Source organism: Streptomyces sp. FH025 (assembly GCF_017427025.1).
GTDB lineage: Bacteria > Actinomycetota > Actinomycetes > Streptomycetales > Streptomycetaceae > Kitasatospora.
In genome coordinates this window covers 1-12,552 of record NZ_JAFLNG010000159.1, presented here as the reverse complement: position 1 = coordinate 12,552, position 12,552 = coordinate 1, and the positions used below count along the sequence as shown (strand labels likewise).

General features: G+C 73.7%; 12 protein-coding genes. 5 read left to right on the top strand and 7 right to left on the bottom strand.

Annotated features, from left to right (window positions below):
• Window positions 1-32: 32 nt before the first annotated feature.
• Window positions 33-815: an SGNH/GDSL hydrolase family protein gene (locus J0670_RS14180; protein ID WP_207811909.1), complete on the bottom strand. Its 783-nt coding sequence runs from the start codon at window positions 813-815 to the stop codon at window positions 33-35.
• 225 nt (window positions 816-1,040) lie between these two features.
• Between J0670_RS14180 and J0670_RS14175 the strand changes: the two genes are divergently transcribed.
• A complete protein-coding gene (locus J0670_RS14175; protein WP_207811908.1) occupies window positions 1,041-1,916 on the top strand; it encodes an MBL fold metallo-hydrolase in 876 nt (291 codons plus the stop codon).
• 195 nt (window positions 1,917-2,111) lie between these two features.
• Window positions 2,112-2,936, top strand: a complete 825-nt coding sequence (gene ddaH / locus J0670_RS14170) for a dimethylargininase (protein ID WP_207811907.1) — start codon at window positions 2,112-2,114, stop codon at window positions 2,934-2,936.
• A 54-nt stretch (window positions 2,937-2,990) separates the two neighbouring features.
• Here the strand turns inward: ddaH and J0670_RS14165 are convergent, their stop codons facing one another.
• From J0670_RS14165 to J0670_RS14145, 5 genes are all read right to left on the bottom strand, one after another.
• Complete coding sequence (locus J0670_RS14165; protein ID WP_207811906.1) at window positions 2,991-3,647, bottom strand: lactate utilization protein C; 657 nt, start codon at window positions 3,645-3,647, stop codon at window positions 2,991-2,993.
• Entirely contained in the window at window positions 3,644-5,074 is a 1,431-nt protein-coding gene (locus J0670_RS14160; protein ID WP_207811905.1) for a lactate utilization protein B, read from the bottom strand. Before J0670_RS14160 ends, J0670_RS14165 begins: the two co-directional genes overlap by 4 nt.
• The gene (locus J0670_RS14155; RefSeq protein WP_207811904.1) at window positions 5,071-5,835 is read right to left on the bottom strand and encodes a (Fe-S)-binding protein; all 765 of its coding nucleotides are present in this window, start codon (window positions 5,833-5,835) and stop codon (window positions 5,071-5,073) included. Before J0670_RS14155 ends, J0670_RS14160 begins: the two co-directional genes overlap by 4 nt.
• A 115-nt stretch (window positions 5,836-5,950) precedes the next feature.
• Window positions 5,951-7,132 (bottom strand): globin domain-containing protein, encoded by a 1,182-nt coding sequence (locus J0670_RS14150; protein ID WP_207811903.1) that lies wholly within the window; start codon window positions 7,130-7,132, stop codon window positions 5,951-5,953.
• 74 nt (window positions 7,133-7,206) lie between these two features.
• Window positions 7,207-7,650 (bottom strand): Rrf2 family transcriptional regulator, encoded by a 444-nt coding sequence (locus J0670_RS14145; protein ID WP_207811902.1) that lies wholly within the window; start codon window positions 7,648-7,650, stop codon window positions 7,207-7,209.
• Window positions 7,651-7,951: 301 nt separating this feature from the next.
• On the opposite strand from J0670_RS14145, the gene J0670_RS14140 reads away from it, so the two are divergent.
• The 3 genes from J0670_RS14140 to J0670_RS14130 all read left to right on the top strand — a co-directional run bounded on the left by J0670_RS14140 (window position 7,952) and on the right by J0670_RS14130 (window position 11,496).
• The gene (locus tag J0670_RS14140; protein ID WP_207811901.1) at window positions 7,952-9,601 is read left to right on the top strand and encodes a YncE family protein; all 1,650 of its coding nucleotides are present in this window, start codon (window positions 7,952-7,954) and stop codon (window positions 9,599-9,601) included.
• Between the two features lie 114 nt (window positions 9,602-9,715).
• Window positions 9,716-10,360, top strand: coding sequence for a transcriptional regulator (locus J0670_RS14135; RefSeq protein WP_207811900.1), 645 nt, complete (start codon window positions 9,716-9,718; stop codon window positions 10,358-10,360).
• A gap of 5 nt (window positions 10,361-10,365) precedes the next feature.
• Window positions 10,366-11,496, top strand: a complete 1,131-nt coding sequence (locus tag J0670_RS14130) for an aminotransferase class I/II-fold pyridoxal phosphate-dependent enzyme (protein ID WP_207811899.1) — start codon at window positions 10,366-10,368, stop codon at window positions 11,494-11,496.
• A gap of 144 nt (window positions 11,497-11,640) precedes the next feature.
• Here J0670_RS14130 and nagB read toward each other — a convergent pair whose 3' ends face one another.
• Window positions 11,641-12,423, bottom strand: a complete 783-nt coding sequence (gene nagB / locus J0670_RS14125; protein WP_207811898.1) for a glucosamine-6-phosphate deaminase — start codon at window positions 12,421-12,423, stop codon at window positions 11,641-11,643.
• Window positions 12,424-12,552 lie beyond the last annotated feature (129 nt).

Sequence of the window (12,552 nt, the reverse complement as noted above, 5' to 3'; positions counted from 1 at the left end):
GCAGCGCCCCGGCGCATGCTGGTGACGGTCCGTCAGAGCGGCAGCAGCTCCGGGCGCTTGGGCTCGACGTGGTCGCCCGAGGACTCGCCGCGCAGGCGTCGGCCGACCCATGGGATGAGGTGCTCGCGGGCCCACTGGATGTTCTCGCGCCGCTGGTCGGCGGGGGAGAGGACGCGGGCGCTCGGCCACGGGGCCTCCGGGTCGTCCTCGGTGCGCAGGCCCAGCGAGCGGGCGGCCAGCAGGGCGACCCGCTGGTGGCCCTCGGGGGAGAGGTGCAGGCGGTCCTCGCTCCACGCGCGGCGGTCCTGCACCGCCCGCAGCGACCACAGGTCGGCCACCTTGCAGCCGTTGCGGTCGGCGACCGCTCGCATGTGGCCGTTGTAGGTGGCGATCTTGCCGCGCAGGTGCTTGAGCAGCGGAACGTCCTTGGTGTCGAAGCCGGTGCAGATCAGCACCGTCCCGGCGTGCTGGGCGAGTTGGACGACGGCGGCCTCGAAGCGCTCGGCCACCTCGTCGGGGTCGCTGCCGGGGCGCAGGATGTCGTTGCCGCCGGCGCAGAAGGTGGCCAGGTCGGGCTGGAGGCGGCGGATCTGCGGCACCTGCTCGGCCGCGATCTGGTCCAGCAGCCGTCCGCGCACGGCCAGGTTGGCGTAGCGGAAGTCGCCCGCCGGCCGCCCCTGGGCGAGGATCCCGGCCAGGCGGTCGGCCCAGCCGGCGAAGGCGCCGTCGGCACCCGGGTCGTTCAGACCCTCGGTGAAGCTGTCCCCGAAGGCGACGTAGGAACTGAGGTCAAGGGTCTCCTGGAGGTTCGGCATGAAGTAGATAGTTCACTGAATCAAGTGACCTACGCCACCGTAGGTGACCCTGGCGGCACGTGATGTGGGCCACGTGGCCCGCGCGACCCGCGCGGCCGTGGCACCCGCAGAGCGCCCCGTCCCGGAAACCACAAGATCCGCACCCCCTTCCGGTTCGTGCCCCGTCGGGACGATCCTCGAAGTGTGTGGCCGTGCCCGGCCGCCGTGCTCCCAGGGGAATCAGCCATGAACCTCACCGAGAACTGGACCGTCGACGACCGCTGCACCAACTGCGACGCCGCCCGGCAGCTCGCACCGGACCTGATCCGCGAACACGCCGGACGGTCGGAGCTGATCCGCCAGCCGCGCGACGAGGCCGAGCGGCGGCAGCTGCTCGCCGCCGCCCATGCCTGCCCGACCCGCTCGATCCGTCCCGGTACCGGTCGGCTCGACCCGGGCACCGATCCCTTCCCGATCGCCCTGGACGAAGGGGTGCTGCTGCTCGGCCACAACTCCCGGCGCGCCGCCGGCGCCAACTCCTACCTGTGCCGCCGCCCCACCGGCTGGGTCATGATCGACACGCCCCGCTTCAGCGAGGTCCTCGCCGCCCGCTACGCGGAGCTCGGCCCGGTCACCGACGTCCTGCTCACCCACCGCGACCACGCCGTGCACGGCCGCGCCTACGCCGACCGACTCGGCGCCCGGCTCTGGATCCACGAGGGCGACCTGGACGCCGCCCCGGACGCCGACCAGGTGCTGCGCGGCACCGACCCGGTGGAGATCGCCCCCGGGCTGGTCGTCCACCCCTTCCCGGGCCACACCCGCGGCAGCGTGCTGTACGTCGCCGACCGGCGCTACTGCTTCAGCGGCGACAGCCTGTACTGGTCCCGCACCACCGGGGACATCGAGATGCAGGAGGCCGTGACCTGGTACTCGATCGAGGAGCAGTCCGCCTCGCTGGACCGCAGCCTGGACGCGTTGCGCTTCGAGTGGCTGCTGCCCGGCCACGGCGACCGGCGGCGGATGCCCGCCGAGGAGGCCGACCGGCGGCTGCGCGCCCTCGCCGTCCGGGCGCGGCGGCTGCGGAACGCGCCGGTGGACTTCGCGGCGCTGCGCTGGTAGCCGTCCGGGCCGGGCCCCCGGTGCCCGTGCGCCGGTGCCCGTGCGCCGGTGCCCGTGCGCCGGTGCCCGCGCCGGGTGCGCGGGGGGATGCGCCCGGCGGGAACGTCCGCGCGGGTGTGCGAGCGGGAGTGACGGGGCAGCCGCCTCTGGGGTGACCGAACCCCGAACTCCCCGCGAACCTAGGACGGTTGAGCGATGCCCACGCACACCCCGGCGCGTACGGCGCGGCCGCGGCGCTACCTGATGTGCCGCCCGACGTACTTCACGGTGGACTACGCGATCAACCCGTGGATGGACCCGGCGCAGCCCACCGACACCGCCCTCGCCGTCCGCCAGTGGGAGCGGCTGCACCGGACGTACCTGCGCCTCGGCCACACCGTCGAGCTGATCGACCCGGTGCCCGGGCTGCCCGACATGGTCTACGCGGCCAACGGCGCGACCGTGCTGGACGGCCGGGCGCTGGTGGCGACGTTCCGCCACCCCGAGCGGGCCGCCGAGTCCGAGGCCTACCAGGCCTGGTTCCGGGCGCGCGGCTACCGCGAGGTGCGCCGTGCCGGGCACGTCAACGAGGGTGAGGGCGACCACCTGGTGGTCGGCCGCCGGGTGCTCGCCGGGACGGGCTTCCGCACCTCGCGGGCCGCGCACGCCGAGGCCGAGGCGCTGTTCGGCGTCCCGGTGGTCAGCCTGACCCTGGTCGACCCGCGCTTCTACCACCTGGACACCGCGCTGGCCGTCCTCGCAGACGACCACGTCATGTACTACCCGGAGGCCTTCGACGCCCACAGCCGCTCGGTGCTGCGCTCCCTCTACCCGGACGCGATCCTCGCCGACCGCTCCGACGCCGAGGTGTTCGGGCTCAACGCGGTCTCGGACGGCCGCCGGGTGCTGCTGCCGGAGCCCGCCAGGCACTTGGCGGGCCGCCTCGCGGAGCACGGCTACGAGCCGATCCCGGTGAACGTCTCCGAGTTGCTCAAGGGCGGCGGCGGGGCCAAGTGCTGCACGCTGGAACTCAGGCCGTGACGGCGGGCGAACTCAGGCCCTGACGGCAGGAGTTCAGGCCGGGGCGGCGAGAGCTCAGGCGGTGACCAGGAGCACCTCCAGGGTGCGCGGCCCGTGCACCCCCTCGACCCGGTCGAGTTCGATGTCGCTGGTCGCCGACGGCCCCGAGATCCAGGTCTGCGGGCGCGAAGGGTCCAGCCGGGGCAGCGCGAGCGGGACGGAGGCGACCACCTGCTCGGGCGCCCGGACGACGCAGACGTGGTGGTCCGGCACCAGGGAGAGCAGCCGCCGCCCCTGGCCGGGGCCGGCGTCCAGCACGATCGTCCCGGTCTCGGCGATGGCGAGCGCGCAGCCGGTGACCACGCTGTCCACGGAGTCCAGCCGGGCGGCGGTGAGCCCGCCGTGGTCCGCCAGCAGCTCGACCCCGTCGGCGGCCGAGAGCGAAGCGGCCGAGAGCCAGGCGGCCGGCAGCCCGTCCGGCACGGCGACCGTACGGCTGCCGCGGGTGGCGAGCAACCCGGCGATCCGGTCGGGCAGTTCGGGTTCGGAGCAGCGGTGAACCAGGGCCCGGTAGTCGGCCAGGTTGTGGTGCAGTAGGTCGAGCAGCGCCGCCGGATCGTCCGTCGGGCCGTGCGCGGTCAAGTACCGGCGTGGCAGCGGCTGTTCGGGCACTCCTGCGGTGTCGCCGAGCGCGGCCCGGATCCGGCCGAGGATCAACTCCCTGGCGTTCATGTACGATTCCTCCGCCACCAGTCGCGGAACGGTTCGGCCGGGACCTCCGGCAGGTCCCGGCTGTCGGTCCAGGCCCGCCCGGGCCCGGGCAGCCGGCTCGGGTGCAGCGCGCGGGTGCGCCCGGCCAGCCGTTCGGCGGCCGCGAGTGCCGCCGGGTGGTCCAGTATGTAGCCGGCGGCGGCCATCGCGGCCCGCTCCAGCGGGTGTCCGCCCTGGTCGGCGACCCGCTCGCGCAGGTGCACCAGCACCTCGGGGATGTCGATCGCCACCGGGCACACCTCGTAGCAGGCCCCGCAGAGCGAGGAGGCGTACGGCAGGGAGGCGTCCACCGGGCTCGCGGTGCCGCGCAGTTGGGGTGTCAGGATGGCGCCGATCGGTCCCGGGTAGACCGAGCCGTAGGCGTGCCCGCCGGCCCGTTCGTACACCGGGCAGACGTTGAGGCAGGCCGAGCAGCGGATGCAGCGCAGGGCCTGGCGGCCGACCTGGTCGGCGAGCGCGGCGGTGCGGCCGTTGTCCAGCAGCACCAGGTGGAACTCGGACGGGCCGTCGCCCTCGGTCGTCCCGGTCCAGAGCGAGGTGTACGGGTTCATCCGTTCGGCGGTGGAGGAGCGGGGGAGCAGTTGCAGGAAGACCTCCAGGTCCCGCCAGGTCGGCACGACCTTCTCGATCCCGACCACGGAGATCAGCGTGCGCGGCAGGGTGAGGCACATCCGGCCGTTGCCCTCGGACTCGACGACCACCAGGGTGCCGGTCTCGGCGACCATGAAGTTGGCGCCGGAGACGGCGACTCGGGCGCGCAGGAACTTCTCCCGCAGGTGCAGCCGGGCGGCCTCGGCCAGGTCGGCCGGGCGGTCGGTGAGGCCCTCGGGCGCCGGGCGGCCCCAGTCGGCCATCCGCTCCGCGAAGATCTCCCGGATCTCGGCCCGGTTGCGGTGGATCGCCGGCACCAGGATGTGCGAGGGCCGGTCGTCGCCCAACTGCACGATCAGCTCGGCGAGATCGGTCTCGTAGGCGGTGATCCCCTCGGCGGCCAGCGCCTCGTTCAGCCCGATCTCCTGGGTGGCCATCGACTTGACCTTGACGACCTCAGGCTTTTCGATGTCGCTGCCTCCGGTGGCCCGGACGAGGTCGGCGACGATCCGGTTGGCCTGCTCGGCGTCGGCGGCCCAGTGCACGGTGCCGCCGGCCGCCGTGACGGACTCCTCCAACTGCACCAGGTAGCGGTCGAGATGGCGCAGCGTGTGGTCCTTGATGGCCTTCCCGGCGGCGCGCAGCTCAGCCCAGTCGGGGAGTTCGGCGACGGCCCGGGCGCGTTTGTCGCGGATGGTGTGGGTCGCGTGCCGCAGGTTGGCGCGCAGCTGCTCGTTCCGGACGGCGCGGGCGGCGGCCTGCGGGAAGGCGGGCATGCCGAGGAACGTACCGGTCATCGCGACGGCCTCCAGGGGTGTTCCTCGGTGCTGGCCAGGATCTCCGCGAGGTGCAGCGGGCGCAGTGCCTCGCCCCGGCGGCGCAGGGTGCCGTCGAGGTGCAGCAGACAGGAGTTGTCGGCGCCGCACAGCACCTGGGCGCCGGTGCCCAGGGCGTTGGCGAGCTTGTCCTCGGCCATGGCGGCCGACACCGCCGCGTTCTTGACGGCGAAGGTCCCGCCGAAGCCGCAGCACTCCTCCGCGCCGGGCAGCTCCACCAGCTCGAGGCCCCGGACGGCGCGCAGCAGCCGCAGCGGCCGCTCGCCCAGGCCGAGCATCCGCAGGCCGTGGCAGGAGGGGTGGTAGGTGACGCGGTACGGGAAGTGGGCGCCGACGTCCTCGACGCCGAGCACGTCGACGAGGAACTCGGTCAACTCCAGTACCCGGGGCGCCAGATCGGTGGCGGCGTCGGCGAGGGCGGTGCCCCGGCCCTCGGCGGCGGCGCGGGCGCCGATCCGCGGGTAGTTGTCCCGGACCATCGCCACGCAGGAGCCGGAGGGCGTGACCACGTGGTCGTACCCGGCGAAGGCCCGGGCGGTGCGCCGCACCAGCGGTTCGCAGGCCCTGCGGTAGCCGGTGTTGTACTGCGGCTGCCCGCAGCAGGTCTGCCCGGCGGGGAAGTCCACCGTCACGCCGAGGCGCTCCAGCAGCCGGACGGTGGCGACCGCCGTGGCGGGGTACAGCGCGTCGTTGACGCAGGTGGCGAACAGCGCGACCCGCAAGTCCGGGCTCCCTCCTACGACCCCCGCAATTCCGTACGGCCGCCGGTGAATCGGCACCGGCCCGCCCGTGATGCTACCGAGCGGGCCGGTGTGACCGTGGGAGGTCGGGCGGATATCAGGCGCCGAGCCACAGGTCCGGGCCGAAGACCTCGTAGTGGATGTCCGCCGCCGGGACGCCCGCTTCGAGCAGCTGGCCTCGGACGGCGCGCAGGAAGGGCAGCGGGCCGCACAGGTAGGCGGTGGTGCCGGCGGGGATCTCGACGGCGGACAGGTCCACCAGCCCGGTGCGCTCGGCCGGCCACTCGCCGAGCGGCTGCTCGTAGAAGACGTGCGCGGTGGCGTCCGGCAGCGTGGCGGTCAGCTGCTCCAGGTCGGCGCGGAAGGCGTGGCTGAGCTGGTCGCGGTCGCCGTGCACCGAGACGACCCGCCGGGTGGAGCCGGTCGCGGCGAGGTGGTCGAGCATCGCGGTCATCGGGGTGTTGCCGATGCCGGCGGAGGCGAGCAGCACCGGGCCGTCGCCCTCGGCGAGGAAGATGTCGCCCAGCGGGGGAGCCAGTTCGACGGTGTCGCCGGCGTGCAGGTGGTCGTGCAGGTGGCCGGAGACCTCGCCGCCCGGCTCGCGCTTGACGCTGAAGCGCAGGGCCCCGTCGGCGCCGCCGGAGAGGCTGTACTGGCGGATCTGGTGGGCGCCGTCCGGCAGTTCGGTGCGGACGGAGACGTACTGGCCGGGGCGGGACGCCGGGACGGGGAGGCCGTCGGCCGGGCGGACCAGGTAGGTGGTGACGGTCTCGGTCTCCTGGTGGCGGGCGATCACGGTGTACGGGCGCCACAGGTCGGCCGGGTCGCCGTCCACGGCGGCCTCGGCGCGAAGCCGGTCCTCGATGGCGATGAGGGCGTTGGCCATCAGCCAGTAGACCTCGTCCCAGGCGGCGGCGACCTCGGGGGTGACGGCCTCGCCGAGGACCTGGACGATGGCGGCGAACAGGTGCTCGTGGACGATCTTGTACTGCTCGTTGTCGATGCCGACCGAGACGTGCTTGTGGGCGATGCGGGCGAGCATCGCGTCCGGCCGCTGGTCGGGGTTGGCGATCAGCGCGGAGGCGAAGGCGGCTATCGAGCCGGCCAGCGCCTGGCGCTGGGTGCCGTTGGCCTGGTTGCCCCGGTTGAACAGGTCGCGCAGCAGCTCCGGGTGTGCGGCGAACATCCGGTCGTAGAAGATCGGGGTGATGTCACCGATCGCGGCGCCCACGACGGGCAGGGTGGCCTCGACGACCTCGGCGGACTTGGCGGACAGCATCGGACGACTCCTAATAGGTATCTCAGATTCGCATTAAAGGCCGTATTGCAGGGTTGAGGCCCGGGGTGTGCGGATCAGTCGGTGGGGCGGGTCGTGAGGTTGAGCAGCACCGGCCCGGTCGGGGAGGTGACCAGGTCGCCGATGGTGAGCTGGTCGAGCGAGGCGAAGAACGCCTCCTGGGCCTTGCGCAGCGCCCCGCGCAGCCGACACGCGGACCGCAGCGGGCACGGCGGGTCGCCCTCGCAGTCGACGACGTCGCCGACCCCTTCCAGCTCGCGCAGCAGCAGCCCGAGCGAACCCGTCCGACCGGCGAAGGTGAGCATCAGCCCGCCGCCGCGACCGCGCCGGGCCTCCACCACCCCCAGGTGCTGCAGCCGACTGACCACCTTCGCCGCGTGGGTGTACGGCACGGCGACCGCCTCGGCCACCTCGCGGGTGGTCGGGTTGTCGTCCTCGCCGAGTACCGCCAGGCGCATGGCGATGCGCAGGGCGATGTCGGTGCTCTTGGTCAGCCTCACGACTAGAACGCTAACGAATGCGACTCCACAACTCCAATTTCCTGCACGATTCCGATCGAGACCCTGGTCAAGCCCCGGATCCGGGCCCTGGCTCGGCCCCTGATCCGCCCCGTGTCCGGCGGCCGTCCGGAGGGCGTGCTGTCCGCCCCCGGGACCGCGTCCCGGTCGAATCTGAACAGTTGGCGACATTACCGATCAACTCCTGACGTGCCATCAGCCCGCCTTCTACGCTTCCTGCGGCTCCGGACCCGCACCAGACGCAGCGCCACCTCCACCTCCACCGACCCCTTGGAGAGACTCCGTGAGAACACGTCGTGCACCCCGGCGCGCCTGGACGGCCGTCACGGCGATATCCGCCGCCACGGCCGCACTGCTGTCCCAGCCCGCCACCGCCGAGGCCGCCGCACCGCCGCCGAGCGTGGTCGCGCAGGTGCCGGTGGCGCCGTACCCGGCCGGGGTGGCGCTCACCCCGGACGGCGCCCGGGCGTACGTGACCAGCCAGAGCACCGGCACGGTCACCGTCCTGGACACCACGACCAAGGCCGTGGCCGGCACCTTCACCGCGGGCACCGGCTCGTACGCGGTCGCCCTCTCGCCCGACGGGCACCGGGCCTACCTGACCCACCACCTGGACAACGCGGTCAGCGTGGTGGACACCGCGAGCGACACCGTCACCGCCACCGTCCCGGTCGGCACCCAGCCGTGGGGCCTGGTGCTGTCGTCGGACGGCTCCCGCGCCTACGTCAGCAACGCCGGGTCCGACACCGTGAGCGTGCTGGACACGTCGTCCGGCGCCGTGACGGCCACCGTCCCGGTCGGGGCGGAGCCGCACGGCCTGGCCCTCTCGGCGGACGGCAGGCGGCTGTACGTCGCGGCCTCCGGCGCGAAGGCGGTGACCGTCGTCGACACCGTGAGCAGCACGGTGAGCGCCACCGTCCCCGTCGGCCACAGCGCCTTCGGCCTCGCGCTCAGCCCGGACGGCACCCGGCTGTGGGCCGCCGACGGTGACGACGGCACCGCCGCCGTGATCGACACCGCGGCCGGCGCCGTACTCGGTACCGTCGCGGTGGGCAACGGCCCGTACGCCGTCACCCTCGCCCCGGACGGCTCCGCCGCGTACGTCTCCGACTACGGCGACAACGCGCTCAGCGTGGTCGACACCGCGAGCCGGACGGTCACCGCGACCGTCCCGGTCGGCGCGAGCCCGTACGGCCTGGCGCTGAGCGCGGACGGCCGGCGCGGCTACCTCGCCGACTTCACCGGCAACGCCGTGGAGGTGCTGAACTTCCCGCTGCCCGTGCCCGTGGTGACCGGGGTCAGCCCGAACGGCGGCTCCGGGGTGGGCGGCACCTCGGTGACCCTCACCGGCACCGACCTGAACGGCGCCACCGCCGTGACCTTCGGCGCGGCCGGTCCGGCCGCCGCGTTCAGCTGCACCAGGACCAGCTGCACCGCGACCGCCCCCGCCACGTCGGTGACCGGCCCGGTGGACGTCCGGGTCACCACGGCGGGCGGCACCAGCGCGGCGGCCGCCGCCGACCGCTTCACCTACACCGCCCCCAGCGCCCACCTGGGCGTCGCGCTCACCGCGACCCCGGTCAGCGAGCTGCTGGCCGGCCGGGTCGACTACACCGTCACCCTCACCGGCCAGGGCCCCGACCCGGTCACCTCGGCCACCGTCTCCGCCGCGCTGCCGGTCGGCCTGACCACGACGTCGAGCGACTGCGCCATCGCGGCCGGCAAGCTCACCTGCACGCTGACCGCCCCGCTGGCCAAGGGTGCGAGCACCACCCGGCACTTCTCGGTCCGCACCGGTCTGCTGGACCTGATCCGCAGCTGGGACGTCACCGTGGCCCGTACCGGCGGCGCGCCCGCCGACCCGTCTCCCGCCACCAGCCGGGACACCCGCAGCTGCACGGCCATCCTCGGCCTGTCGATCACCTGCCGCTGAGCACCTGACGTCCAGCCCTGGAAGGCCCTGCCCGCGTGAGCGGGCGGGGCCTTCGCCGTTCCGCCCCTTCCCCGCCTCTGGACGAAGTGTCTGGCCTGGACGTACAGTCCATCCATGCCTGCCGAAACCCCCGACCCACGCGTACGCACCCTGGAGCCGGTCTGCCGCGCCATGGCCCTGCTGCTCGGACCGTACGCCGAGGTGGTGCTGCACGACCCCGCCACCGACCGGGTACTGGCCATCTGGAACCCGATGACCACCCGCGGCCCCGGCGCCCCCTCGCTGCTCGGCGAACTGGACGCCCTGGACCCGGCCGCGCCCGACGTCTACGGCCCGTACGAGAAGCTGCTGCCGGACGGCCGGCGCCTCTCCTCCGTCAGCGCCGTGCTGCGCGACGACGCCGGACGGCCCTCGGCGGTGCTCTGCGTCAACCTCGACCGGGGCCCGCTGGACCAGGCCGCCGCCCTGCTGGCGAACTTCGCCGCGCCCACCACGCCGCGCCCCGAGCCGCTGTTCGAGCGCGACTGGACGGAGCGGATGAACGACGTGATCGGCGGCCGCGTCCGGGCGCAGGGCCGCCCGCTGGAGCGGTTCACCCGGGAGGACCGGCTCGCCGTGCTGCGCGAGCTGGACGAGGCCGGGGTGTTCGCCGTCCGCCGCGCCGTGCCCGCCGTCGCCACCGCGCTGCGGATCTCCCGCTCGACCGCCTACGCCCTGCTCGCCGAGCTCAAGCACCCCGCAGACCCCAGGAAGGACTGAGACCGATGACCCGGCTGCCCGACTTCCGGCTCGAAACCTACTTCTCCCGCTGGGAGTTCACCGCCCGCCACCACCTCACCGCCTCCGACGCCCAGACCATGACGATGGCCGAGCTGCTCGCCCTGGCCGGCCCGGAGGACCGCGAGGCCTGGGACGCCCTGTCCCTCGGCTACACCGAGACCTACGGCGACCCGGGGCTGCGGCAGGCCATCGCCGGGATGTACCGGCAGGTCGAGGCGGACGACGTGATCTGCTTCGGTGGCGCCCAGGAGGGCCTCAACCTCGCCATGCAGGTGCTGCTCGAACCGGGTGACCACGCCGTGGTGCTGACCCCCAACTACCAGTCCGCCGAGACCGTTCCGCTCTCGCTGTGCGAGGTCACCGGCGTCGCGCTGGACGCGGGGCGGGACTGGGCGCTCGACCTGGACGCGGTCGAGGCGGCGCTGCGGCCGAACACCAAGGTGCTGTCGGTCAACTTCCCCAACAACCCGACCGGCACGGTGATCGACGCCGCCGACTTCGTCCGCCTGGCCGAACTGTGCGAGGAGCGCGGCATCCGGCTGTTCTCGGACGAGGTCTACCGCGGCCTGGAGCGCGACCCGGCCCGCACCCTGCCGCAGGCCGCCGACCTCTCCGGGACGGCGCTCTCGCTCAACGTGACCTCCAAGTCGCTCGGCCTGCCCGGCCTGCGGATCGGCTGGATCGCCTGCCGGGACCGGGAGTTGCGCACCCGGCTGGAGCGGGCCAAGCACTACACCACGATCTGCAACTCGGCGCCCAGCGAGGTGCTGGCCCGGATCGCGATCACCGCCCGGGAGCGGATCCTGGAGCGCAACCGGGGCATCATCGCGGAGAACCTGCCGCGGTTCGACGCCTTCTTCGCCGAGTTCTCCGAGCTCTTCGAGTGGCGCGCCCCCGAGGGCGGCTGCGTCGCCTACCCGCGCTACCTCGGCGCGGACGGCGTGGAGGACTTCTGCACCGGGCTGGTCGAGCAGGCGGGCGTGCTGCTGATGCCCGCGAGCATGTTCCGCTCCGAGCTCACCCCCACCCCGGCCGACCGCTTCCGGATCGGCGTCGGCCGCCGCGACCCGGGCCCGGCGCTGGAGGCCTTCGCCGACTGGCTGCGCAAGCGCTGAGGCGGCCGAGCAGGCCGAGCAGGCCGAGCGGGCCGAGCAGGCGGAGCAGGCCGGGGCGGGACGTGCGGGCCGGCGTGGGACGTGCGGAAGGCCGGGGCGCCGATCGGATGGGATCGGCGCCCCGGCCTTTCACCGGGGTGCCGGTCAGAGCTTCTGCCAGGCCGGCTTGGCGGCGTAGGTGTCGCGGAAGTAGTCGGCGAGCTTGAGGCGGGAGGCGGCGGCCTCGTCCACCACCACGGTGGCGTGCGGGTGCAGTTGGAGCGCCGAGGCGGGGACGGCGGCGGCCAGCGGGCCCTCGACGGCCAGCGCGACGGCCTCGGCCTTGGCCTCGCCGGTGGCCAGCAGGACCAGGTGGCGGGCCTCCAGGATGGTTCCGATGCCCTGGGTGATGACGTGGTGCGGGACCTCGTCGATGCTGTCGAAGAAGCGGGCGTTGTCCACCCGGGTCTGCCGGGTCAGGGTCTTGATCCGGGTCCGGGAGGACAGCGAGGAGCAGGGCTCGTTGAAGCCGATGTGGCCGTCCGTGCCGATCCCGAGCAGCTGGAGGTCCACGCCGCCGGCCTCGGCCAGCGCGCGGTCGTAGGCGGTGGCGGCCGCGGCGATGTCGGCCGCGTTGCCGTCCGGGCCCAGGAAGGAGGCCTCGGTCAGGCCGAGCGGCTCGACGACCTCCTTCAGCACCACCGAGCGGTAGGACTCCGGGTGGCCGGCGGGCAGGCCGACGTACTCGTCCAGCTGGCAGATCCGCGCCCGGGAGGCGTCCAGCCTGCCGTCCCGGACCCGCTCGGCGAGTGCCTGGTAGATCGGCAGCGGGGTAGAGCCGGTCGCGACGCCGAGCAGGGCCTCGGGCTTGTCGGTCAGCAGATCGGTGATCGCCGCGGCGATGAGTTCGCCGGCCGCTGAGGCGTCAGGGACGATCACGATTTCCATACTGGGTCCACCGTTCTGAGGCGAGTCTGAGGTCTAGACCTCCGAGGTCTAGACCAGTTTGCCGTGAACGGGGCCTCCAGGTCCACCCGGGGCCGGTGTCGAAGTTCTGCGCGTCGTGCCTGGTGGGGG